This window comes from Streptomyces sp. NPDC015125 (genome assembly GCF_043080045.1).
Classification (GTDB): Bacteria; Actinomycetota; Actinomycetes; order Streptomycetales; family Streptomycetaceae; genus Streptomyces.
The window spans coordinates 138379-162119 of record NZ_JBIBVF010000018.1 but is presented as its reverse complement, the minus strand read 5'-3'; the positions used below and the strand labels follow the sequence as shown (position 1 = coordinate 162119).

At 71.2% G+C, this 23741-nt stretch carries 18 protein-coding genes and 1 pseudogene; 13 read left to right on the top strand and 6 right to left on the bottom strand.

The window, feature by feature from the left end; translation table 11 throughout:
- Positions 1 to 194: 194 nt before the first annotated feature.
- The 5 genes from pdhA (ACF088_RS29770) (at position 195) to ACF088_RS29750 (ending at position 7240) form a co-directional block, all read left to right on the top strand.
- Positions 195 to 1388 (top strand): pyruvate dehydrogenase (acetyl-transferring) E1 component subunit alpha, encoded by a 1194-nt coding sequence (gene pdhA / locus ACF088_RS29770; RefSeq protein ID WP_392378956.1) that lies wholly within the window; start codon positions 195 to 197, stop codon positions 1386 to 1388.
- Entirely contained in the window at positions 1385 to 2422 is a 1038-nt protein-coding gene (locus ACF088_RS29765; RefSeq protein WP_392378955.1) for an alpha-ketoacid dehydrogenase subunit beta, read from the top strand. Before pdhA (ACF088_RS29770) ends, ACF088_RS29765 begins: the two co-directional genes overlap by 4 nt.
- Positions 2422 to 4158, top strand: coding sequence for a dihydrolipoamide acetyltransferase family protein (locus tag ACF088_RS29760; protein ID WP_392378954.1), 1737 nt, complete (start codon positions 2422 to 2424; stop codon positions 4156 to 4158). The genes ACF088_RS29765 and ACF088_RS29760 overlap by 1 nt, the downstream gene beginning before the upstream one ends.
- Before the next feature lie 368 nt (positions 4159 to 4526).
- The gene (locus tag ACF088_RS29755) at positions 4527 to 5435 is read left to right on the top strand and encodes a DUF6457 domain-containing protein (RefSeq protein ID WP_392378953.1); all 909 of its coding nucleotides are present in this window, start codon (positions 4527 to 4529) and stop codon (positions 5433 to 5435) included.
- The gene (locus tag ACF088_RS29750; RefSeq protein ID WP_392378952.1) at positions 5432 to 7240 is read left to right on the top strand and encodes a molybdopterin molybdotransferase MoeA; all 1809 of its coding nucleotides are present in this window, start codon (positions 5432 to 5434) and stop codon (positions 7238 to 7240) included. The genes ACF088_RS29755 and ACF088_RS29750 overlap by 4 nt, the downstream gene beginning before the upstream one ends.
- Before the next feature lie 257 nt (positions 7241 to 7497).
- Here ACF088_RS29750 and ACF088_RS29745 read toward each other — a convergent pair whose 3' ends face one another.
- Positions 7498 to 8607 (bottom strand): potassium channel family protein, encoded by a 1110-nt coding sequence (locus ACF088_RS29745; RefSeq protein ID WP_392378951.1) that lies wholly within the window; start codon positions 8605 to 8607, stop codon positions 7498 to 7500.
- A gap of 605 nt (positions 8608 to 9212) precedes the next feature.
- Here ACF088_RS29745 and ACF088_RS29740 point away from each other — a divergent pair.
- The 3 genes from ACF088_RS29740 to ACF088_RS29730 all read left to right on the top strand — a co-directional run bounded on the left by ACF088_RS29740 (position 9213) and on the right by ACF088_RS29730 (position 12053).
- The gene (locus ACF088_RS29740) at positions 9213 to 10190 is read left to right on the top strand and encodes an NAD(P)H-quinone oxidoreductase (RefSeq protein WP_392378950.1); all 978 of its coding nucleotides are present in this window, start codon (positions 9213 to 9215) and stop codon (positions 10188 to 10190) included.
- 155 nt (positions 10191 to 10345) lie between these two features.
- Positions 10346 to 11311: a hypothetical protein gene (locus ACF088_RS29735; protein ID WP_392378949.1), complete on the top strand. Its 966-nt coding sequence runs from the start codon at positions 10346 to 10348 to the stop codon at positions 11309 to 11311.
- A 184-nt stretch (positions 11312 to 11495) separates the two neighbouring features.
- On the top strand, positions 11496 to 12053 hold the full coding sequence (locus ACF088_RS29730; protein ID WP_392378948.1) for a bacterial proteasome activator family protein: 558 nt from the start codon (positions 11496 to 11498) through the stop codon (positions 12051 to 12053).
- A gap of 191 nt (positions 12054 to 12244) precedes the next feature.
- Here ACF088_RS29730 and ACF088_RS29725 read toward each other — a convergent pair whose 3' ends face one another.
- Entirely contained in the window at positions 12245 to 13948 is a 1704-nt protein-coding gene (locus tag ACF088_RS29725) for a protein kinase (RefSeq protein ID WP_392378947.1), read from the bottom strand.
- Between the two features lie 313 nt (positions 13949 to 14261).
- On the opposite strand from ACF088_RS29725, the gene ACF088_RS29720 reads away from it, so the two are divergent.
- Positions 14262 to 15875: a protein kinase gene (locus tag ACF088_RS29720; protein WP_392378946.1), complete on the top strand. Its 1614-nt coding sequence runs from the start codon at positions 14262 to 14264 to the stop codon at positions 15873 to 15875.
- An 18-nt stretch (positions 15876 to 15893) separates the two neighbouring features.
- Here the strand turns inward: ACF088_RS29720 and ACF088_RS29715 are convergent, their stop codons facing one another.
- The 3 genes from ACF088_RS29715 to ACF088_RS29705 all read right to left on the bottom strand — a co-directional run bounded on the left by ACF088_RS29715 (position 15894) and on the right by ACF088_RS29705 (position 18186).
- On the bottom strand, positions 15894 to 16937 hold the full coding sequence (locus tag ACF088_RS29715) for a phosphotransferase (protein ID WP_392378945.1): 1044 nt from the start codon (positions 16935 to 16937) through the stop codon (positions 15894 to 15896).
- A 52-nt stretch (positions 16938 to 16989) separates the two neighbouring features.
- Positions 16990 to 17406: a pyridoxamine 5'-phosphate oxidase family protein gene (locus ACF088_RS29710; RefSeq protein WP_392378944.1), complete on the bottom strand. Its 417-nt coding sequence runs from the start codon at positions 17404 to 17406 to the stop codon at positions 16990 to 16992.
- A 120-nt stretch (positions 17407 to 17526) separates the two neighbouring features.
- A complete protein-coding gene (locus ACF088_RS29705; RefSeq protein ID WP_392378943.1) occupies positions 17527 to 18186 on the bottom strand; it encodes a response regulator in 660 nt (219 codons plus the stop codon).
- A 327-nt stretch (positions 18187 to 18513) separates the two neighbouring features.
- Between ACF088_RS29705 and pdhA (ACF088_RS29700) the strand changes: the two genes are divergently transcribed.
- The 4 genes and pseudogenes from pdhA (ACF088_RS29700) (at position 18514) to ACF088_RS29685 (ending at position 23069) form a co-directional block, all read left to right on the top strand.
- Positions 18514 to 19731 (top strand): pyruvate dehydrogenase (acetyl-transferring) E1 component subunit alpha, encoded by a 1218-nt coding sequence (pdhA, locus tag ACF088_RS29700; protein ID WP_392378942.1) that lies wholly within the window; start codon positions 18514 to 18516, stop codon positions 19729 to 19731.
- Positions 19732 to 19733: 2 nt separating this feature from the next.
- Complete coding sequence (locus tag ACF088_RS29695; RefSeq protein ID WP_392378941.1) at positions 19734 to 20717, top strand: alpha-ketoacid dehydrogenase subunit beta; 984 nt, start codon at positions 19734 to 19736, stop codon at positions 20715 to 20717.
- A 23-nt stretch (positions 20718 to 20740) separates the two neighbouring features.
- On the top strand, positions 20741 to 22240 hold the full coding sequence (locus tag ACF088_RS29690) for a dihydrolipoamide acetyltransferase family protein (RefSeq protein ID WP_392378940.1): 1500 nt from the start codon (positions 20741 to 20743) through the stop codon (positions 22238 to 22240).
- A gap of 405 nt (positions 22241 to 22645) precedes the next feature.
- Positions 22646 to 23069 (top strand): annotated as a pseudogene (locus ACF088_RS29685) (VOC family protein).
- Between the two features lie 397 nt (positions 23070 to 23466).
- On the opposite strand, the gene ACF088_RS29680 reads toward ACF088_RS29685, so the two are convergent.
- Entirely contained in the window at positions 23467 to 23643 is a 177-nt protein-coding gene (locus ACF088_RS29680; RefSeq protein WP_392378939.1) for a hypothetical protein, read from the bottom strand.
- Between the last annotated feature and the right edge of the window lie 98 nt (positions 23644 to 23741).

The window sequence follows — 23741 nt, the reverse complement described above, 5'->3', positions numbered from 1 at the left end:
GTCTTCATCTCAAGCTGTGGAGAACCGTTTGTCCACAGGCTGAGTGCGCCTGTAGCCAAAATGCATCAACGACCGAACAATCGGTAGGGCAGGGCGTACCCGCCCTGGCCGATTCCATCCTGCCCATCCGCCGCTCGCCCACCACCCACATGAGGCGCATCGCGCCACCCCTTCGATCCGAGGAGGTGCTCGGCATGACGGTCCTTGAGCAGCCCGGCAGCAGCAGGAAGAAGAGCAGCCTGGCCGGCCCCCCGCCCGTCTGGCGGCCGCGCGTCGATCCCGCGCCCCTCCTGCCCGACGAGGAGCCGTACCGCCTCCTGGGGACGGATGCCGCGGCCCGGCTCGACTCCGGACTGCTGACCCGGCTCTACGCCCAGCTGGTGCGCGGCCGCCGGTACAACGCCCAGGCGACGGCCCTGACCCGGCAGGGGCGCCTGGCGGTCTACCCGTCCTCCACGGGACAGGAGGCCTGCGAGGTCGCCGCGGCGCTGGCGCTCGAAGACCGGGACTGGCTCTTCCCCAGCTATCGCGACACCCTCGCCGCCGTGGCCCGCGGCCTCGACCCCGTACAGGCGCTGACCCTGCTGCGCGGTGACTGGCACAACGGATACGACCCGCACGAACACCGCATCGCCCCCCTGTGCACCCCCCTCGCCACCCAGCTCCCGCATGCCGTGGGCCTGGCGCACGCCGCCCGCCTCAAGGGCGACGAGGTGGTGGCGCTGGCCATGGTGGGTGACGGTGGCACGAGCGAGGGCGACTTCCACGAGGCGCTGAACTTCGCGGCGGTCTGGCAGGCGCCGGTGGTCTTCCTCGTCCAGAACAACGGCTTCGCGATCTCCGTGCCGCTCGCCAAGCAGACCGCCGCGCCGTCCCTCGCCCACAAGGCTGTCGGATACGGCATGCCGGGCCGTCTGGTCGACGGCAATGACGCGCCCGCCATGCACGAGGTGCTCGCCGAAGCCGTGCAGCGGGCCCGCAGGGGCGGCGGTCCCACCCTGATCGAGGCCGTCACCTACCGCATCGAGGCGCACACCAACGCCGACGACGCCACCCGCTACCGCAGCGATGCCGAGGTCGAGACCTGGCGGTCTCACGACCCGATAGCCCTTCTGGAGCATGAGCTGGCAGCCCGCGATCTGCTCACCGATGAATTCGTCGCCGCCACCCGGGACGGCGCCGAGCAACTGGCGGCCGACCTCCGGGAGCGGATGAACGCCGACCCGCAGCTGGACCCGATGGACCTGTTCACCCATGTATTCGCCGAGCAGACCAGCCAACTGCGCGCCGAAGCCTCGCTGTTGCGCGCCGAGCTGGACGCCGAGGCCAACGGACACACCGAGGACACCGCGGGCGCCAACGGCTCCGCCGAGGAGGCCAGGCCATGACGACCACCGCCGAGCCGGCAACCGCGCGCAAGCCCGCCACCATGGCGCAGGCGCTGACCCGCGCGCTGCGCGACGCCATGGCCGACGACCCGTCCGTCCATGTCATGGGCGAGGACGTCGGCACCCTCGGCGGCGTCTTCCGGGTCACCGACGGCCTCGCCAAGGAGTTCGGCGAGGACCGCTGCACCGACACCGCGCTCGCCGAGGCCGGCATCCTGGGCACCGCCGTCGGCATGGCGATGTACGGGCTGCGACCGGTCGTCGAGATGCAGTTCGACGCCTTCGCCTACCCCGCGTTCGAGCAGCTGATCAGCCATGTCGCCCGGATGCGCAACCGCACCCGAGGCGCGCTGACGATGCCGCTGACCATCCGCATCCCGTACGGCGGCGGCATCGGCGGGGTCGAGCACCACAGCGACTCCTCCGAGGCGTACTACCTCGCCACCCCCGGGCTCCAGGTCGTCACCCCGGCGACCGTCGAGGACGCCTACGGGCTGCTGCGCGCCGCCATCGCCTCCGACGACCCGGTCGTCTTCCTGGAGCCCAAGCGCCTGTACTGGTCCAAGGCCGACTGGTCGCCCGATGCGCCCACCGAGGTCGCGCCGCTGGGCCGCGCCGCGGTCCGGCGCCGCGGCAGCAGCGCCACGCTGATCACCTACGGCCCGTCGCTGCCGGTCTGCATGGAGGCCGCCGAGGCCGCCGGCGCCGAGGGCTGGGACCTGGAAGTGGTCGATCTGCGCTCACTGATGCCGTTCGACGACGACACGGTCTGCGCGTCGGTGCGGCGGACCGGACGAGCCGTGATCGTCCATGAGTCCAACGGGTTCGGCGGTCCCGGAGGGGAGATCGCCGCACGGATCACCGAGCGCTGCTTCCACCACCTGGAGGCGCCGGTCCTGCGGGTCGCGGGTTTCGACATCCCCTACCCGCCACCCATGCTGGAGCGGCACCATCTGCCCGGCGTGGACCGGATCCTGGACACCGTCGCCCGCCTCCAGTGGGAGTCGGACTGGACCGAGGGACGTGGTGAGTGATGGCCGTGGTCCGCGAATTCACGTTGCCCGACCTGGGGGAAGGCCTCACCGAGGCGACGATCGTGCACTGGATGGTCGAGGTCGGCGAGGTGGTGGCCATCGACCAGCCGGTGGTGGAGGTCGAGACCGCCAAGGCGATGGTGGAGGTGCCGTGCCCGTATGGGGGCGTGGTGACCGCCCGCTTCGGTGCGGAGGGAGAGGAAGTCCCGGTGGGGGCGCCGCTGGTGACGGTCGCGGTGGGGGCCGTGCCCGATGACCTGGCGGGGGTGGGCCCCGGGGCGGCGCCGGATGCCGGGGTGGGGGCGGCAGGTGGTGCACCCGATGCGGGGGCTTCGGCGCCGTCTGCGGCCGGTGTCGCCGCTCCGGCCGAGGAGGGCGCGGCGGATGCCGGGTCCGGGAATGTCCTCGTCGGGTACGGCACGAGCGCGGCGGCGGCGCGGCGGCGCCGGATCCGGCCGGGGGGCGGGGCAGGCCCCGTGGCGGGAGTGCCGCGGGCGCCCGGAGGAGTGGCGGACGGCTCGGCCGGAGCCGCAGCGGCCGATCGTGCGCCCGGTGCCTCAGGGGCGGCTGATGCCGGGGCGGCGGCCGTGGGGGCAGTCGGCGTCACCGGGCCTGTCAGGGACACCGGGGCCCCCGGGTCCCCCGGGGAGGACAGTCCGGCAGGGACGGCTGAGGCGGACAGGGCGGCCGGGGCGACCGTGGCGGCCGTGGCCGGTGCGGTGGATGCCGACAGTCGTACGGTGGCCGTCATTTCCCCACTGGTGCGTCGGATGGCGCGGGAAAACGGGCTGGATCTACGGGAGTTGACGGGGTCCGGGCGCGATGGGCTGATTCTCCGTACGGACGTCGAGTGCGCGGTCCGGGCACGGCAGGAGAGGGAGCCGTCGGGTAGGGCCGGCGCGGTCACCTCGCTGGGTGCCGGGGCGACGAGCGGTGCCGCAGGAATCGTCGGCGCCGGTGCGACAGGCGTGGTGGGGGCCGTTGCCACCGCCGGAGCCGTGACGGCCCTCGGATCCGTCGGATCCATGGGAGCCGGCGCCGCGGCGGGTGAGGAGCGGATCCCGCTGAAGGGGATGCTCGGTGCGGCCGCCGAGAAGTTCAGCCGCAGCCGTCGGGAGATCCCGGAGGCGACCTGCTGGGTGGAGGCCGATGCCACCGAACTCCTCGCCGCCCGTAGGGCGATGAATGTGGCGGGTGCCTCCAAGGTGTCGCTGCTCGCGCTGCTGGCCCGGATCACCACGGCGGCGCTCGCACGATTCCCCGAGCTCAATGCCACTGTCGACACCAAGGCCCAGGAGATCGTCCGGCTGCCCGCAGTCCATCTGGGCTTTGCGGCGCAGACCGACCGCGGTCTGGTCGTGCCGGTCGTACGGGACGCTCATGCCCGTACGGTCGAAGAGCTGTCCGCCGAGATCACCCGGCTCACCGAATCCGCCAGGGGCGGCGGGCTCTCCCTGGCCGAGCTGACACATGGCACCTTCACCCTCAACAACTACGGTGTCTTCGGGGTCGACGGTTCCACGCCGATCATCAATCACCCCGAAGCGGCGATGCTCGGCGTCGGCCGGATAGCCGCCAAACCCTGGGTGCACGAAGGCGAGCTGGCCGTCCGGCAGGTCGTCCAGCTCTCCCTCACCTTCGATCACCGGGTGTGCGACGGCGGCACCGCCGGAGGCTTCCTGCGCCATGTGGCGGACTGCGTGGAACAGCCCGCGCTGTTGCTACGGAGGCTGTGATCTCGGTGGGGCCGGTGACCGCGGTGGGGCCGGTGACCTCGATGGGGCCGGTGACCTCGGTGGGGTCACCTCCTCGGTGAGGTGGTTGGTGACCCTGGTGTGTTTGGTGAACCTGGTGTGTTTGGAGACCTTGGTGTGGTTGGTGGCCCCGGTGCGGCGCGGCGGCGGCAGGACCGATGGCGGTGGTGAAGGCACGGCGGTGGCGGCCCCGGTGGTGAAGGTGGTGGCCGCGGCGAGGCGGGTGGCAGCCGCAGCGTCTGGCGGGCGCGCCGACCCACCCGTGGCCGTCGCGTCCGCTGTGGCAGAGCTGACATCTGCCACAGCGCCCGCACCGGTGTGATCCGCGCACGCCCGGCGATACTCAAGGGGTGAACACCCGCACCGACCACGACGCCATCGTGCTGGCCGGAGGCGCGGCCCGACGGCTCGGTGGGGCGGACAAACCCGCCCTCTCCGTCGGCGCTCGCCCCCTCCTGGACCGGGTGCTCGCCGCCTGCCCCGATGCAGCGATCACCGTCGTTGTCGGCCCTCACCGCCCGACCACCCGCGCCGTCGTCCGCGCCCTCGAGGACCCGCCGGGCGGCGGTCCGCTCGCCGCCCTGGACGCCGGTCTGCGGCACACCACCGCCCCGACGGTGCTCGTCCTCTCCGCCGATCTCCCGTTCCTGACCGCCGCGACCGTGCAGGGCCTGTTGGCGGCGGCGACGGGAACACCCGGTGCCGCGACCTGCGACGGGGCGATGCTCCGGGACGCCTCGGGACGGGACCAGCCGCTGGTGGCCGCGTACCGGGCCGCGTCGCTGCGCCGTGAGCTGGCGCGGGTACGGGCCGGACGCGGCACTCTCGCCGGGCTGCCGCTGCGTGCCCTGGTGAACGGGCTGCGGCTCGAACGGGTCCCGGACGTCACGGCCACGGCATCCTTCGACTGCGACACCTGGGAAGACCTCAGCGCGGCACGCGCCCGTATCAGGGAGCATGGAAACGTGTTGGATGAATGGATCACCGCAGTCAAGGCCGAACTGGGCATCGAGCTCGATGTCGACACGGCGTCGCTTCTCGATCTCGCGCGGGACGCGGCGCACGGTGTGGCCCGGCCGGCCGCACCACTGACGACCTTCCTGATCGGTTACGCGGCGGGCCAACAGGGCCGGGACGTGCAGGAGCTGACCGAACGGGCGGCTGCGCTGGCCAACCGCTGGGCGGCGGAGGCCGAGGAGTCCGCCGGTTCGGCGGAGGCCGGCGGCGGCACGGGTGCCGAAGCGAAGCCCGCAGAATGACCGACAGGGACTTCGACAGGGACTTCGACGCGGGCTTCGAGGGCGATTTCGGCTGGGATTTCGGCGGGGAGCCCGGCGGCACGGTGGGCAGGACAGGGGGCGCGGCGGCGGACGAGGGGCGTGGCGACCCGTTCGAAGAGGCGCTCGCGCTCGCCAACGCCACAGCGCCGCCGCGCGTGCGGCCCGGGGCCGAGGGCGGCGGGGCCGGGCCCACGACCGGCAGGGTGCCGTATGCCACCCGCGAGGCCGCGACGGCCAACTCCTCCGCCACCGGGGGCAGCAACGACATCCCCTACACACCGGACGATCCCTTCTCCCTCGACGACCCCACCGCCTCCGGGAACGGCGCCTCGCGCGCCTCCGAGCCCACCTGCGCCTCCGGATCCTCCCGCTCCTCCGGCAACGGCGCCTCGCGCGCCTCCGAGCCCACCCGCTCCTCCGGGCCCACCCGCTCCTCCGACCCCGTCGGTCCCGAAGACCCCCCGCCTCCCGCCGGCCACGACTCCCGCCCCACCTCGGTCGCCGTCCCTTGGCACACCGCCCGGGACATGGCCGAACGCGCCGTAGCCGGTACACCCGAGCCCGAGACCTCGGCGCTCGGCGACGCGCTCGGCCGTACACTCGCCGCGCCCCTCACCGCGCTCACCGACCTGCCGTCGTTCGACACCTCGGCGATGGACGGCTGGGCGGTGTCCGGCCCCGGCCCCTGGCGTCTCGACCACCCCGTCGGCGCATCCGAGGCCGGTCCCCCTCCCGGCATCCTCGCAGGCCACGCCCCGACCCAGGCGCTCCACGACGGACATGCGATCCCGATCGCCACCGGTGCGCGCGTTCCGTCCGGTGCCACCGCCGTGCTGCGCAGCGAGCACGGCGAGGTCCGTGAGCTGAGTGACGGCGGACGGCGGCTGTACGCACCGCAGCCCGCGCCGCCCGGTCAGGACATCCGCCCGCGGGGTCAGGAGTGCCGCCGCGGCGACCAACTGCTGCCCGCCGGCGCCCTGGTGACCCCCGCCGTGCTCGGCCTGGCCGCCGCGGCCGGTTACGACGAGCTGACCGCGTACCGCCGGCCACGCGCCGAAGTCCTCGTGCTGGGCGACGAGTTGCTCGACCACGGTCTGCCGCAGGAAGGCCGGATCCGGGATGCGCTCGGCCCGATGCTCGCGCCGTGGCTGCATGCCCTGGGCGTCGAAGCGGCCGCGCCACGCCACCTCGCCGATGACGCCGACACCCTGTACGCCGCCGTCGCGGAGTCCACCGCCGACGTGGTGATCACCACCGGCGGCACCGCATCGGGCCCCCGCGACCATGTGCACCCCACCCTGCGCCGGCTGGGCGCCGAGGTGCTGGTCGACGGCGTCGCGGTACGTCCCGGGCACCCCATGCTGCTCGCCCGCCTGGCCCCGCACCGGCATCTCGTGGGCCTGCCCGGCAACCCCCTCGCCGCCGTTTCGGGCCTGGTCACGCTCGCCGAACCGCTGCTCCGTACGCTCGCCGCCTGCCCTCCTGCCGCGCCGTACCGTACGCCGCTGGCCGCCCCCGTTCACGGGCATCCGCAGGACACCCGGCTCGTTCCGGTGGCCTACCGCGATGACGACCGGTACGGCCTGATGGCGGCGCCGCTGCACTTCCACGGCCCGGCCATGCTGCGCGGAATCGCCGCCGCCGATGCGCTGGCCGTCGTCCCGCCCGGTGGCGCGGAGCGCGGCACCGAGCTCGAACTCGTGGAACTTCCCTGGTCGGCCGGCTCGTCGGCGGGCTGGTCCCCGGGTTCATCGACGGGCTGGACCGCCACGGCGGGCGGGTAGGGCACGGGCGCCGACCGTCTGGTCCGCCCTCCGTGGGTGGCTCGCCGTCCGTCGGGCCCTGCCGCCTGTTGGGCCCTGCCGTCTGTCGGGCCCTGCCGTCTGTCGGGCCCTGCCGTCTGTTCCGGTCGCCGTGACGTCGCTCGCCGTCCGCTGGGCCCGGCGGTCCGGCGGCCCGGCCCTCCGCTCGGCCCGCCGCCCCGTTAACGGACCCTCTGCCGCGCGTCCTCTGCCGCGCCCGCACCGGTGCCGCGCATACGTCAGCTGCTCGGCGCCGCCTGCCGGATGGTGATCACGCGGTCGGTGAGTTCCAGCGTCGCGGCCTGCGGATCGCTGTAGTTCAGCACCCGGTGCCCCCGTACGACCGCCACCACCAGATCACCGAGCTCCCGGGGCGAGCGGCCCGCCTCGCTCTTCGTCACCGGTCGCTCATCGAGATCCAGTCCGCTCCCGTAGGTCAGCAGATCCTCCAGGATGGTGCCGACGTACGGGCTGGCCATGGACATACCGAGCAGCCGCCCCGCCGCACTGGAACTCGTGATGACCATGTCGGCGCCGCTCTGCTTCAGCAGCGGTACGTTTTCGTCCTCCCGGACCGCCACCACGATCGAGGCGTGTGTGTTGAGCTGCCGTGCCGTCAGCGTGACCAGGGCCGCGGTGTCGTCGCGCCGGGTTGCCACGACCACGCGCGCGGCACGCTGCAACTCGGCTCTGGTCAGCGTGTCGGAGCGGGTCGCATCTCCGTGAACGCCCACGAAGCCGTCACTGCTGGCGGCGTCCACGACGGTCTTCTGCGGGTCGACAACGACGATCTTCTCTTTCGGGACGCCTTGACCGATCAGCGTCTCGATGGTGTGGCGGCCCTTTGTCCCGTACCCGATGACGACGACGTGATCTCGCATGCGGGACCTCCAACGATGAATACGTACTTGGTGCCGGGTGCGCGCGGTGAGGACTTCGAGCGTGGTGCCGACCAAGATGATCAGGAACAGTACGCGGAGCGGTGTGATGACCAGGATGTTGGTCAGCCGTGCGCCGTCGCTGACCGGAGTGATGTCGCCGTAACCCGTGGTCGAGAGGGTGACCGTCGCGTAGTAGGCCGCGCCGAGGAAATCGACGTTGTGGTGGGCGCTGTCGCGGTATCCGTCGCGGTCGAACCATACGAGCAGCGTCGTGAGGGCCAGCACGCCGAGTGCCATCACCAGCCGCCGCAGGACCTGTTGAAGGGGCGGCGCCATGCCTTGGGCGGGCATGACGATGGAGCGGCCGGCCTCGGTGTCGTCCTTGGCCTCGGTCCGGGTGCGGGACCAGAGGGAGCGGAGGATGGCGGTGCTGCCCGTCCCGCGGCGCGGTTGCTGCTCGTCGCTCATCCGGCCGGCGCTCCCGGAGCGGCCTGAGCCGAAACGGTCTGTGAAGGAGACATGCCTCCCATGCTCCTTGATCCAGGCACCGTGCGTGCCTGGCCGCGGTGGGAGTCGGCGACCGTCGGCAGGACTCCGCCGCACCGGGGAAGGTGCGGGCGGTGGTGAGCTGTGGTGGTGATCACGGAGGGTTGATATCGCCGGCAGCGGGGCGGTTGTGGGGTGATGCCGGGGCGCTCACCCGGTGGAGTGGCAAGTCGTACCGGAGACAGGCCGTACCGGAGCGAAGAAACAGCCGTGGCCCGGACCCCCGCCGTGGCCCGGCCCCGTCGTGGCCCGGCGCCCCCCGCTGTAACCCAAGCGCCACTCGCCGTGGCCCGGCCCCCCCCGCCGTGGCCCCGCACCGCCGCCCGGGCGAGCCCATGGCCCGGCACCGCCGCCCCGGGCCCGTCCGCCACTGCGCCCGAGCCGCCCGTTGTCTCGGACCGGTGTTGCCCCGGTGCGCCGGACGGAGGAATAACTGCACGTCATCAGGGGGGCGGTGGCCGACCCGGCGGTAGTCGTGGGCCCCCGCACCGTCGCCCTGTGCGCGGACGGCGAGTAGCCTCGCGCCCATGCGAGCGATCACTATCCCGGAGCCCGGTGGACCCGAAGCACTTGTCTGGGCGGAGGTGCCCGATCCGCAGCCTGCCGAGGGCGAGGTCCTGATCGAGGTCGTGGCCAGTGCCGTGAACCGCGCCGACCTGCTGCAGCGCCAGGGCTTCTACGACCCGCCGCCGGGATCCTCCCTGTATCCGGGGCTGGAGTGCTCGGGGCGGATCATCGGGCTCGGTCCGGGCGTGCACGGCTGGGCCGTTGGTGACGAGGTGTGCGCACTGCTGGCCGGTGGCGGATATGCGGAGAAGGTCGCCGTCCCGGCCGGGCAGGTGCTGCCCGTGCCGAACGGCCTGGACCTGGTCTCGGCCGCCGCGCTGCCCGAGGTGACCTGCACCGTCTGGTCGAACGTCTTCATGATCGCGCATCTGCGGCCCGGTGAGACGCTGCTGGTCCACGGTGGTGCCAGCGGCATCGGCACCATGGCGATCCAGCTCGCCAAGGCGGTCGGCGCGCGGGTCGCGGTCACTGCCGGCGGCCCCGAGAAGCTGGCCCGCTGTGCCGAGTTGGGCGCGGACATCCTCATCGATTACCGCGAGCAGGACTTCGTCCAGGAGATCCGCAAGGCCACCGATGGCACGGGCGCGGACGTCATCCTCGACATCATCGGTGCGAAATATCTGCAGCGGAACATCAAGGCGCTGGCGGTCAGCGGACGGCTGGCCATCATCGGGCTGCAGGGCGGGGTGAAGGCGGAGCTGAATCTCGCCGCCCTGATGGCGAAGCGCGCCGCGATCACCGGCGCCGGGCTGCGTGCCCGCCCGCTGAACGAGAAGGCGGCCATCGTCGCCGCCGTCCGGGAGCATGTCTGGCCGCTGATCGGTAACGGACAGGTGCGGCCGATCGTGGACCGTACGCTCCCGATGCCCGAGGCCGCCGAGGCGCACCGCATCGTGGAGGAAAGTGCGCATGTCGGCAAGGTCGTGCTGACGCTCTGAGCCATCCCGGCCACCCCCTCCCGTGACCCGCGCCGCCCGGGCCTGTCCCTCCCGCGTCCCGTCAGGTAACCCGCCTGATATGTCCGAGATGCCGTGAATCTCATCACATGTGACGCTGAGGAGGTCACTCGACGGCTCGGCACGGGAGGGGCACTGTGGTCGCTCCAGGTTTCCGTTCGCGCATTGCCACCGGTCTGTTGGTGGCCGCCGTCGTCCTGCCCGTTCCGATAGGAGCCACCTCGGCGGCGGCTGCGGACCGGCGGGTCACACCGGTCGACCACCCCCCGCAGCTCGCCCGCCCGGGCGATCAGCCCGACGACTATGCGCAGGAGGAAACCGGACCTGACGACTACGGGCTCGACGACTACGGGCCCGACGGCTTTGGGGCTGACCGTCGTCCGGCAGACCGTCGTCCGGCCGACGGTCACGGCGACGGCGCGGGGCGAGGCCGCCATGGTTGGGGCCACCATGGCCACCCCGGCCACCCCGGGGCGCCTGCGCGCCTCCCGGAGCTGTCACCTCGCTTCCCCGGGATGCCGGACGCCTTCCCGCGCTTCCCGCACCGGCCGTCGCACCACCAGTTCGGTGGGCCTCGCGTGCATGGACGGTTGCACCACCGCCCGCATCACCCGTTCAGCCCTGCCTTCACCGGGCCGGACGGCCCGTCGTACCCCTTCCCGGGGCCCGACTACGGCGGTGCGGACTTCCCGGGGGCCGGTCTTCACGGGCCGACCGCCGGGTCGAGCGCTCCCGACGCCGACCGTGCGCACCGCCGCCCCGGTCCGCGTACCCCCGAGCCGAAGCACCCCAAGCCCGCGGCGTCCGCATCCCATGCGGCAAAGAGCACCCCGGCACGGCCGTCGCCCTCGCGTCGCTTCGATGTCGCCGACCGATTCACCCAGCGTCCCTACGAGGCGTTGCCGCCGCTCCCGACCCCTGCCGCCCCGGAGGAGGCGCGCTCTGTACCGGAAAGCGCGGATGGCGAAGCGGCCGCAACGGCGAGCCCGTACGCCATGGAATCCCCGGACGCACCGGTCGAGCGAGTCCTTCCGATGGGCGCCGGCCTCGCTCTCACAGGCCTGGGCCTGGCCTTCTTCGCCCTGCGGCTGCGCCGGAGCTGATGTCGGCGGTTTGTCAGTGGCTTCGTCAGTGGCTTCGTCGGTGGTTTTGTCGGCGGTTTCACGTGAAACGGTGGGAATCCGTGGTTTCACGTGAAACCACGGCAGCCGGGTCCGCCCAGAAGGGTGGATCACCTTCTCTCAGGGGCACCACCCTTCATGACCCCTCGTACGAGAGAATGGCGGCATGGATATGCCGATGAATGAACGGTCGCAGGAAAATCCGCACGTCCTGGTGGTCGGCCCGGACGGCATGGCGCTCGGCAGCACCGGTGGCGGGAATGAAGGCGACGAGCCCCGTGAGACCCCCGTGACGGACATGGTCGAACAGCCTGCGAAGGTCATGCGCATCGGCAGCATGATCAAGCAGTTGCTGGAGGAGGTGAAGTCCGCGCCTCTGGACGAGGCGAGCCGGGTCCGGCTCAAGGAGATCCATGCCAGCTCGGTCAAGGAGCTGGAGGACGGGCTGGCGCCCGAGCTGGTCGAGGAGCTGGAACGGCTGTCGCTGCCGTTCACCGATGAGTCGGTGCCGACGGATGCGGAGCTGCGGATCGCCCAGGCTCAGCTGGTGGGCTGGCTGGAGGGCCTCTTCCACGGCATTCAGACCGCACTGTTCGCCCAGCAGATGGCCGCCCGCGCCCAGCTGGAGTCGATGCGCCGTGCGCTGCCGCCCGGGGCCGTTCCGATGGACGGCGAGGAGAGCAAGCCGGGCCAGGGCGGCGCCCGCTCGGGCCCGTACCTCTGACTCGGGTAACTCGGGCCCGTACCTCTCACGCTGCCCCAGGGTCATCACGGTGGAGCCGAGGCGCCACGCGTGGAACAGACAACAGAGGCCGGCACGCTGTGCGCGTGCCGGCCTCTTTGCTGTCCACGGGACGCCCCGGCGGGCCGTTCCCGCCTGCGACCGCCGTCAGCCGCTGCGGTCGGTCGAGACGGTCAGCCGCTGCGGCCGGTCGAGACGGTCAGCTCGATGGGTTCGGTCTTGCTCGGGAGCCAATAGCTGTAGGCGGCCGGGGTCTGACTCGTGACGGTGTTCTTGCCCCAGAGCGCGCTGTCCTCGTGCGAGACGATCTTGTACTTCCAGCCGGCGGCCTCGATGCACTTCTTCACCGAGTCCAGGTTCTTGAAGCGGAACGAAGGGACGAGAACCTTGCCCTTCTCGCTGTAGCTCTTGCTCGGATTGGTGCACTCGGACATCAGGATCGTCGCCGTCTTGTCCTCGGGCTTGACGTTCTGGGGAGGCGACGCCGTCGTGATGTCGGTGTCGAAGTCCGCCGACGACGGGGTGACGTCACCGCCGTTGTTCTCGCTTGAGCCGGCACTCAGACCGATGCCGATCGCGATCGCGGTGACCACGATCACGCCGACTATCGCCGAGACGACGATCACTGCGGTGTTGCTCTTGCGCCGGGCGGGGCCACCGGTCGGCGGCATCGAGGCCGTCACGGGCGGCGGCGGGCTGTACGGCGGCTGCTGGAAGCCACCCGAGTTGAAGGGCGCCGGCCCCGGAATGGGACCCGGCGCGGGCGTCGGGTAGGCATTGTTCGGCGGCGGGGGCGTCGGGTAGGCGCTGTTCGGCGGCGCGGGCGTCGACGGGCCGAACCCGGCCGCCTGCGTCGGCTGATACGGCTGCTGCACGTTCGGCGGGGCCGGGGTCTGCGGGTTCCCGGAGGCGGCGGGGAACACCGCGGAGGAGACCGACGCGCCGCTGGTGCGCGCCCGCGGGCCCTCCCCGATGATCAGTGGCGTCGCACCGGACTGCCCGGATCCGACGATCCGCAGGCACTCGTCCCGCATCGCTTCGGACGTGGGGAACCGCTCGTTGGGATTCTTCTTCAGCGCACGGGCCACCAGCGCGTCCACGGCCGGCGGCAGCGAGCTGTTGATGCTCGACGGGACCGGGGGCTCTTCCTGGACGTGGGCGTAGGCGATGGCGAGCGGGGAGTCCGCGTCGAACGGCAGCTGACCGGTCAGCAGCTCGAAGAGCATGATGCCGACGGAGTAAAGGTCGGAGCGGGCGTCCACGGCCCGGCCGAGGGCCTGCTCGGGCGACAGGTACTGCGGAGTGCCGACGACCATGCCGGTCTGGGTCATGGACGTCACGCCGGACTGCATGGCGCGGGCGATGCCGAAGTCCATGACCTTGACCACGCCGCGCTTGTTCAGCATGACGTTCCCGGGCTTGATGTCCCGGTGGACCAGGCTCATTTCATGGCTGACCTCGAGCGCGGCCAGCACATCGGCCGTGATCTTCAAGGCTTTTTCCGTGGGCATCGCGCCATGTTGGGCGATGTCGTTGTCCAGATCGGAGCGCAGCGGCTGGCCCGCGACGTACTCCATGACGATGTACGGCACCATGCCGCCGTCGAGCTCGTCCTCGCCGGAGTCGTAGACCGAGACGATATTGGTGTGCGTGAGTTTCGCCACGGACTGGGCCTCACGCCGGAAGCGCTCACGGAAGGCCTGCTCGCGGCCGAGCTCGGTGTGCAGCGTCTTGATCGCGACCTCGCGATCCAGCACGCTGTCGTAGGCGAGGTGCACGGAGGCCATGCCACCGGCGCCCAGAAGATCACGAAGCTGGTAACGTCCTCCGCCGACCGAACGGCCCTCGTATTGGCCCTGAGCGCCGTCCTGGCTCATCGTTCCGCTTCCCCCTAGGCGCTATACGCGTATGTATAGCGATCAAAATCTGGAATTCCGCAGCCAAGTCTGCCCCAGGCCTCGGACACGTCAAGCTGTGTGCCCGTTCCGTGACCAGATGTGCAAGATCCCGTCACGGCGAGGAGACTGTTCCGTGCCTCATTACCCCAGGTGAGCTTGCAGCAAGTGGCGCGCGGCAGGTTTGATGGCCGGTCCGCGACGGACCGGCGAGTGCCGCGGAGCCTGTAGCGTGCTCTAGCGAAGACCGATGACCTTACCGCTCTCATGCGGATTGATTCGACGGCGAGGACCGATGGCACCGACGCAGAGCCCCCAGGGCCCGTCCGATCCTGACGCCACCGGCTCCAATATCCCCGACGCACCGGAGATGTGGGGCAACGGCGGGCTGGTCGGCGATGGCCGCTACCGGCTCACGGGACGGCTCGGCCGCGGCGGCATGGCGGAGGTGTTCGCGGCCGAGGACGTACGTCTCGGCCGGACCGTCGCCGTGAAGCTGCTGCGCGCCGACCTCGCCGAGGACCCGGTCTCCAAGGCCCGCTTCACGCGTGAGGCACAGTCCGTGGCCGGGCTGAACCACCACGCGGTCGTGGCGGTGTACGACTCCGGCGAGGACCTGGTCGGCGGCAACACCGTGCCGTACATCGTGATGGAGCTGGTCGAGGGCCACACCATCCGCGATCTGCTGCTCAACGCCGACGCGCCGCCGGCGGACCAGGCGCTGATCATCGTCTCCGGTGTGCTGGAGGCGCTGGCCTACAGCCACCAGCACGGCATCGTGCACCGTGACATCAAGCCCGCGAATGTGATCATCACGAACAGCGGCGCCGTCAAGGTCATGGACTTCGGTATCGCCCGTGCCCTGCACGGCGCCGCATCCACCATGACCCAGACCGGCATGGTCATGGGCACCCCTCAGTACCTCTCCCCGGAGCAGGCGCTCGGCAAGACCGTCGACACCCGCTCCGACCTCTACGCCACCGGCTGCCTGCTCTACGAACTCCTCACCCTGCGGCCGCCGTTCACCGGCGAGACCCCGCTGTCGGTCGTCTACCAGCACGTCCAGGACATGCCGGTGGCGCCATCGGCGGTCGCCGACGCGGTGCCCCCGGAGCTGGACGGCCTGGTCATGCGGTCGCTGGCGAAGGACCCCGACGACCGGTTCCAGTCCGCCGAGGAGATGCGCGGCCTGGTCCAGTACTCGCTGCAGATGCTGCACGAGCAGGGTGGTCACACCGGCACCTGGAGCACCGGCCCGGTCGCGGTGCACGAGGGCGGTCACACCTCGTCCCTGGGGGCCGCGGCCACCACCGCGCTGCCGCACTCCAACGCCGGGCAGACCACGGCGCAGCCGATTCTGACGCCCGGTATGCGGGCCGACGACGGTGGTTTCGACGGCGGGCCGCGGCCGGCCAAGGGCAGCCGCGGCAAGATCTGGCTGATCGCGGCGCTCGCGGTGATCGCCATCGCCATGGGTGTGGCCTTCGCGATGCAGCACACCGGTGGCCAGGGCAAGAAGCAGGACACCCCCACGTCGCAGTCGCCGACGCCGACGAAGGACGACAAGGCGAGCGAGCAGCCTTCGGAGGAGCCGAGCACCCCGGAGACCGACCCCGGCACCACGGGCGGTGACGACAGCACGTACAGCGAGCCGCCGCCCGAGCAGCCCAGCACGCCGGAGACCTCGGACTCGCCCACCCCGGAGCCGTCGACGCCCGAGCCGTCGACCTCCGTGCCGCCCACCGACGACACCGGCGGGACGTCCGACGGTGGTCCCACGGACGGCACCGCTGACGGGGGCGCCGCGAACGGCGGCACCGCCGATGGCGGGGCGAGTGCCGGTGCCGACGGCGGGGCCACCGCCGGGAACGGCGCGGACGGCGGCGCCACGCTCGGTACGAACGGCTGACCGGCGCCCTGCCCCGGTTCAGCCGGTGAAGGCGTTCCGTACGGCCCGGTATTCGCGGGTCCACCACACGGCGAGTGCGGCCGCCGCCGGGAACTGTGGATCGGTGCGGCGGTCGCCCAACTGGTAACGCCAGGTGAGCATCCAGAAGTCGTTCAGCCGCTCCCACCAGACCCGGTGGACGGCCGCTGCGAGCTCATCGGCGCCCGCTCCGCAGGCGCTGCGGTAGGCGCCCGCGTACGCCGCCACCTTCGCCAGGTCCAGGGTGCCGCACGGGCGGACGAAGAAGATCGCGGCGGCGCGCACCGCCTCCTCGGCGCGAGGCTGGACGCCCAGCCGGTCCCAGTCGACGATCGCGGTCGGTTCCGTGTCGCGGTAGAGCACATTCAGCGGATGGAAATCGCCGTGCACCCAGCCGGCCGGAGGTTCCGCGCCGGGGGCCGGGCGGTGATGCGCCAGCTGTGCCAGCAGGGCCCGGCGCTCCAGCAGACGGTGTTCGGCGAGTTCGTCGAAGCTGGTGCGCGGCCGCGCGCCGCGGGCCAGGGCCAGCAGCTCGTCGATCGTCTCGAAGGTCCGCTCGGGGTCGGCGCCGGCGTCCGCACAGGGCGGCCGGGGTGGGTGCGGCTCGTCGGCCATGACCTGCTCCAGCGCGGTGTGGACGAGCCCGAGCAGGGCGCCGAGCTGCCAGGACTGGCCACGGGTCAGTGCGGCGCCGCCCAGGTGCCGGCCTTCGACCCAGGGGTGCAGGGCGTAGCAGCGGCCGTCGAGGACGGTGACGGTCCGGCCGTCCTCGTCTGCGACGGGCGGGGCGACCGGCAGGCCGAGCGCGGCGAGCCGGCGGGTGGCGCGGTGCTGGCGGGTGAGGGCCGCGCGGTCGCCGTCGAGGTGGTGTTTGAGGAAGTAGCGGCCGCGAGTGGTGGCGAGGAAGTAGCCGTGGTTGAGCAGGCCCTCGGCGACGGGTTCGCACGACAGCGGCGCGCCGGCGCCGGCGTAGTGGCGGAGCAGGGATCCGAGGGTGTCTCTGTCGGGCGTTGCCGCCGTCCGGACTACAGATGAGCGCAGCACGCGCCAGATGTTAGATCAACTGCGCCCGTCGGAGTGGGTGCGCCGGAGAGCCTTACGGAGTGTGCGCATAGCGGAAAACAGGCACATCGGTGAGGCAGTGCATGGTCACGAACTCCGGCTCGATGCGCAGGAAGACCGGGTCGAAGGGGGCGCCGTCGGCGAGCAGAGGGGTGCGGCCGAAGAGCTCGCGCACGGCGGGGGTGGGCTCGATGACCCGGGCGGTGCCGGTGAACTGCACCGACCATGTGTCGGGCTCACCGCTGTTGACGTTGTCGGCCTCGTAGGCGACCACGCTGCCGTCCAGGGCCTGGTGGTAGCCGTAGCCGCGGTGCAGTCGCAGGACCAGTCGCCCGTCGAGGACGAGATGACGGGTGACGGTGGTGAAGGGCAGCGCCCGCCGACTGGCCGAGACGCGCCCGTAGGGCGTGCGGCTCAGCAGGTCGATGGCACGGTAGTTGTCGGTGGGCATGTCACCACCTTGCCGGGCGGGTCCGGTCGGCACGTAGGGGCCGGCAGCCCCGGGGGACCGGGACGATGGTCCTGAATCGCCATGAGCCGGGCAGGGCGGTGCCCTCGGCGCCCGGCTGTTTCAGTGCCGCTCCGCCTGCCGTCGTGCGACATACGCGGCGGCCTGCGAGCGGCGCTCCATGCCGAGCTTGGACAGCAGGCTGGAGACATAATTCTTGATCGTTTTCTCGGCGAGATGGAGTCGCTCACCGATGGCGCGATTGGTCATCCCCTCGCCGATCAGGTCGAGAATCCTGCGTTCCTGGTCGGTGAGGCTCGCCAGCCGGTCGTCGCCCTTCGCGGCATTGCCGTCGCGCAGCCGCTCCAGCACCCGGGCGGTCGCCACGGGGTCGAGGAGAGACTTCCCGGCCGCCACCTCGCGTACCGCGGTGAGCAGTTCATTGCCTCGGATGGCCTTGAGGACATAACCGGCCGCACCGGCCAGAATCGCATCGAAAAGGGCCTCGTCATCCGCGAACGAGGTGAGCATCAGGCATTTGATGTCCTCGTCCTGCGAACGGATCTCACGGCAGACCTCGACACCGCTCCCGTCCGGCAGCCGGACATCGAGCACCGCCACGTCCGGACGCGTCGCCGGGATCCTGACCAGGGCATCTGCGGCGGTACCCGCTTCGCCGACCACCTCGATGTCGTCCTCGACCGACAGCATTTCGTGAACGCCGCGCCGGACAACTTCGTGGTCATCGAGCAGGAATACCCTGATTTTTCCGTCTTCGCGCACCACACCAGTCTCACACATCAACCCTTCCCGTGCTCCAGGTCAGCGATATAACGTGCCGTTGTCCCGGCGGCCTGCAACGCTGTGACCAGGAGTTGTTCCAAGCCTCCGCGGTTTACTTGGAAATCCAAGCAAAATCGCAGGTCAGCGCCGTTTCCACTTCGGCTTTGACAATGGGTAACGTGCAATGAGCGGGCCACCTTCCGGGAGCTTTGTTCCACCCGGATCCGGCCGCGTTCGCACACACCCCGTGCGCCGTATCGGATACCGGGTGAGCCGCAATACGGCCACCGGCGGACCCCGGGGGCCGGACAGACGGAGGAGCAGCACGTGACCGTGGAAGGCACTGCGCAGCGGAAAAACGCCCGCGGCAGCAGCAAGCGCACCACCGCCAAAAAGGCGACGTCGGCGAAGAAGGCGTCCCCGGCCAAGGCCCGGAACTCCGGTCGGCCCGAACAGGCGGAGCAGGATCAGCTCGTACAGCTGCTGACCCCCGAAGGGAAGCGGGTCGAGCACCCGGACTACTCGATCGATCTTTCCGCCGACGAGCTGCGCGGGCTCTACCGCGACATGGTGCTCACGCGGAAGTTCGACGCCGAGGCGACCACCCTCCAGCGCCAGGGCGAACTGGGTCTGTGGGCCTCGCTGCTGGGTCAGGAGGCCGCCCAGATCGGCTCCGGCCGGGCGCTGCGCGACGACGACTACGTCTTCCCGACCTACCGCGAGCACGGTGTGGCGTGGTGTCGTGGCGTCGACCCGACGAACCTGCTGGGCATGTTCCGCGGTGTCAATCACGGCGGCTGGGACCCCAACAGCAACAACTTCCACCTCTACACCATTGTCATCGGTTCGCAGACGCTGCATGCGACCGGCTATGCGATGGGTGTGCAGAAGGACGGCACGGATTCCGCGGTCATCGCCTATTTCGGTGACGGTGCCTCCAGCCAGGGAGACGTCGCGGAATCCTTCACCTTCTCCGCGGTCTACAACGCCCCGGTCGTGTTCTTCTGCCAGAACAACCAATGGGCGATTTCCGAACCCACCGAGAAGCAGACCCGGGTACCGCTCTACCAGCGCGCCCGCGGTTACGGATTCCCCGGTGTACGGGTCGACGGCAATGACGTCCTGGCCTGCCTTGCGGTGACCAAGGTGGCGCTGGAGCGGGCGCGCACCGGCCAGGGCCCGATGCTCATCGAGGCATTCACCTACCGCATGGGTGCGCACACCACCTCCGACGACCCGACGAAGTACCGGGAGGACGAGGAGCGGGCGGCCTGGGAGGCCAAGGACCCGATCCTGCGGCTGCGGACGTATCTGGAGGCCGAGGGCCTGGTCGACGAGGCGTACCTCGCCTCGATCGACGAGGAGAGCGAGGCCCTGGGCAAGCGCGTCCGCGATGCCGTGCGTGCCATGCCCGACCCGGACACCATGGCGATCTTCGAGAACGTCTATGCCGACGGGCACGCGCTCGTCGATGAGGAGCGCGCGCAGTTCGCCGCGTACCAGGCGTCGTTCGTCGATGCCGATGCCGCCGCGGAGGAGAACTGACCATGGCCGTCTTCGAGAAGATCACCATTGCCAAGGCGATCAACGAATCGCTGCGTGCCTCCATGGAGGCGGACCCCAAGGTCCTCGTCATGGGCGAGGACGTCGGCAAGCTCGGCGGCGTCTTCCGGGTCACCGATGGTCTGCAGAAGGACTTCGGCGAGGAGCGGGTGATCGACACCCCGCTCGCGGAGTCCGGCATCGTCGGCACCGCGATCGGTATGGCGCTGCGCGGCTACCGCCCGGTCGTCGAGATCCAATTCGACGGTTTCGTCTTCCCCGCCTACGACCAGATCGTCACCCAGCTCGCGAAGATGCACGCCCGCGCGCTGGGCAAGGTCAAGGTGCCGGTCGTCATCCGCATCCCGTACGCGGGTGGCATCGGTGCGGTCGAGCACCACTCCGAGTCCCCCGAGGCGCTGTTCGCGCATGTCGCGGGGCTCAAGATCGTCTCTCCCTCGAACTCCTCCGATGCCTACTGGATGCTCCAGCAGGCCATCGCGGGTGACGACCCGGTCATCTACTTCGAGCCCAAGCGCCGCTACCACGACAAATCGCGGCTGGACACCGAGTCGATCCCCGACCCCCTGCACAAGGCCCGGGTCGCCCGGAGCGGCTCCGACCTCACCCTGGCCGCCTACGGCCCGATGGTGAAGGTCTGCCAGGACGTCGCCAATGTCGCGGCCGAGGAGGGCAAGTCGGTCGAGGTCGTCGATCTGCGCTCGCTCTCCCCGATCGACTTCGACACCGTGCAGTCGTCGGTGGAGAAGACGGGACGGCTGGTCGTGGTCCACGAGGCCCCGGTCTTCTTCGGTGCGGGTGCGGAGATCGCCGCCCGGATCACCGAGCGGTGCTTCTACCACCTGGAGGCCCCCGTCCTGCGGGTCGGCGGGTTCCATTCCCCGTATCCGCCCTCCCGTCTGGAGGACGAGTACCTTCCGGGACTGGACCGGGTGCTCGACGCCGTCGACCGTGCGTTGGCGTACTGAGGGTTTGAGGAGAGTTCGTAACCATGACTGCAAGTACCGCCCATGCCCAGCGCTTCCGCGAGTTCAAGATGCCCGACGTGGGCGAGGGCCTCACCGAGGCCGAGATCCTCAAGTGGTACGTCCAGCCGGGCGACACCGTCAGCGACGGCCAGGTCGTCTGTGAGGTCGAGACCGCCAAGGCCGCCGTGGAACTGCCCATTCCCTACGACGGAGTGGTGCATGAGCTGAACTTCGGCGAGGGCGTCACCGTCGACGTCGGCACCGTCATCATCTCCGTGGACACCGATCCCGGAGCCGGGCCCGTCGCGGCACCGGCCGTGCAGCAGGCGCCGCAGGCCGCCGCGTCCCCCGAGGAGGACGCCGAGCCCCAGGGTCGCCAGGCGGTGCTGGTCGGCTACGGCGCCGCGCCGTCCTCCACCAAGCGCCGGGCGCGCAAGCCCCAGGCAGGGGTGCCGGCCCAGCCGGAGCCCGCGCGTACCGCGCTCCAGGCGGAGCTGAACGGACGGGCCGCCCCGGCACCGGCCGCCGCCCCGGTGATCGCTCCCGTCGCCTCCCCGGCCGCTCCTGTGACTCCGGTCGCGAACGGCACAGGTGCGGGGCACGTCGGTCGGCCGCTGGCCAAGCCGCCGGTGCGCAAGCTCGCCAAGGACCTCGGTATCGACCTGGCAGCGATCGTCCCGACCGGCCCGGACGGCGTCATCACCCGCGAGGACGTCCATGCGGCCGTCGCCCCGGCAGCGGCGCCGGCCACGACCGAGGCCGCGCCGGTTTCCGCCGCGCCGGCGGCCGCCCAGGCCGAGCCGGGCTTCGTCGATGCCGCGGCCCGCGAGCGGCGGGTGCCGGTCAAGGGGGTACGCAAGGCCACCGCGCAGGCGATGGTCGCCAGCGCCTTCACCGCGCCGCATGTCACGGAGTTCATCACCGTCGATGTGACCCGCACGATGAAGCTGGTCCAGGAGCTCAAGCAGGACCCGGACATGGCGGGGCTGCGGGTCAACCCGCTGCTGCTCGTCGCCAGGGCCTTCCTCGTCGCCATCAAGCGTCATCCGGAGGTCAATGCCTCCTGGGACGAAGCGCGTCAGGAGATCGTCTACAAGGACTACGTCAACCTCGGGATCGCGGCGGCCACCCCGCGCGGTCTGATCGTCCCGAACATCAAGGACGCCGGGGTCAAGACACTCCCCCAACTCGCTGCGGAACTGGGCGATCTGGTCGCCACCGCCCGCGAGGGCAAGACGTCCCCGGCCGCGATGGCCGGCGGTACGGTCACCCTCACCAATGTCGGCGTCTTCGGCGTCGACACCGGGACGCCGATCCTCAACCCGGGGGAGTCGGCGATCCTCGCCTTCGGCGCGGTCAAGCTCCAGCCGTGGGTCCACAAGGGCAAGGTGAAGGCGCGCCAGGTCACCACCCTCGCGCTGTCCTTCGACCACCGGCTCATCGACGGCGAGCTGGGCTCCAAGCTGCTCGCGGATATCGCGGCCGTGCTGGAACGACCCAAGCGTCTGATCACCTGGGGATGAGCCAGGATGCGGGACCGGGCGGTTCGGAGCGGTGTTTCACGTGAAGCGCCGTCTCGGGACCGCCCCGGCCCCGTTGACGAGCATCCGCTCGCCCGCCCCGCGCCCCCGCTCCCGCCGTATGTCGGCGCGTACGCCGGATACCGGCAGGCCGGAGTCCCACCGGGCCGGCACCGCACGCTTCCCTCGCCGTGGCCGACCCTGATCTTCACCCTTGACGAGCCGCTCACGCCGGCCGGCGCCCCGAGGCCCATCTCGCCCGGGAGTTCCGCGCGCCGGCCGGCTGCCCGCCCGCCGGTCGCTCACCGAGGAGTTCCGAAACGTCCGAGGCTCTGGGGACGCCATCGAGGAATGCTGAGGTCAGTGGCCCGTCAGGGGCGCATCCCCGATCCAGGAGGTCCGGTGACCATGCCCGAGAACCTGTCCGACACCACGCCCGCACCCCAGGTATGGCCGACGCTGCGGGCCCACGACGCCCGCGGTCTGATCCGTTTCCTGGTCGATGCGTTCGGCTTTGAGGAGACCGTGGTCCACGGCGAGGGTGAGCGTGTCGCGCACGCCCAGCTCTCCTGGCCGGAAGGCGGCGGCATCATGCTCGGCTCCGTCAAGGACCCGGACGACGACCGCTGGCCGCTGCGGCCGGGGACGTTCGGTGCCTATGTGGTCACCGACCCACCCCGACGAGCTGTGTGCCCGCGCGCGAGCGGCCGGCGCGGAGATCACCGATGAGCCGACCGACACCGACTACGGGTCGCGGGGCTTCGGCGCCCGCGACCCCGAAGGCAACCGCTGGTCGTTCGGTACCTATCGCGGTGAGGCGCGGAAGGCGTAGGGGCTGTCTCCCCGACCGGGCCTGTCTCCCCGACCGGGCCCGGCTCCCCGACCGGGCCTGTCTCCCTGATCCGGCCTGATCGGGGAGACACCCCCCTGGGGCTTGCCTTCAACGTCTTCAAGGTTCCGCCTGCCTCGCGGCGCCTGGCACGCACTTCCCCACGCCTGAACGGCGCGGGGGGACCTCCATCCGCGTTGTCGGATCGTCCCGGTACACCCAGTGCCGGGACGACCCTCCGCCTTGCGATCGCGCTCGGCATCCACCGGCCCACATGAGGAGCCGAGACGGAGCGAGCGCAGCGAGTGCAGTGCACCAGGCACCGCGAGGCCCGCCCCATGGGCGAATGACGGGACGTTGAAGACAAGCCCTAGCGGGCTCCGCAGCGCACCGGCGACGGTCAGCCGCGGATGAGCTCCACCGCGCGGCTGAAGTGAGCCACCGGCCCGACCGGGCCGGACTCATCGGGGTGCGTGGCGCCGCGGGTCAGTGCGACGCCCGCCCACAGGCCGGCGACAATCAATGCCAGCACGACGGTGTTCCGCGTACGGCGGCCGGCGTTCGTCCTGGGCTGCATGGTCAACTCCCCTTGGATGTAGGAGCCTCCCCGGCTCCCTGCCTCTATTCACCCACGGAATCCGCGCCGCACCGTACGCGGCAGGTATGGACTCTTGT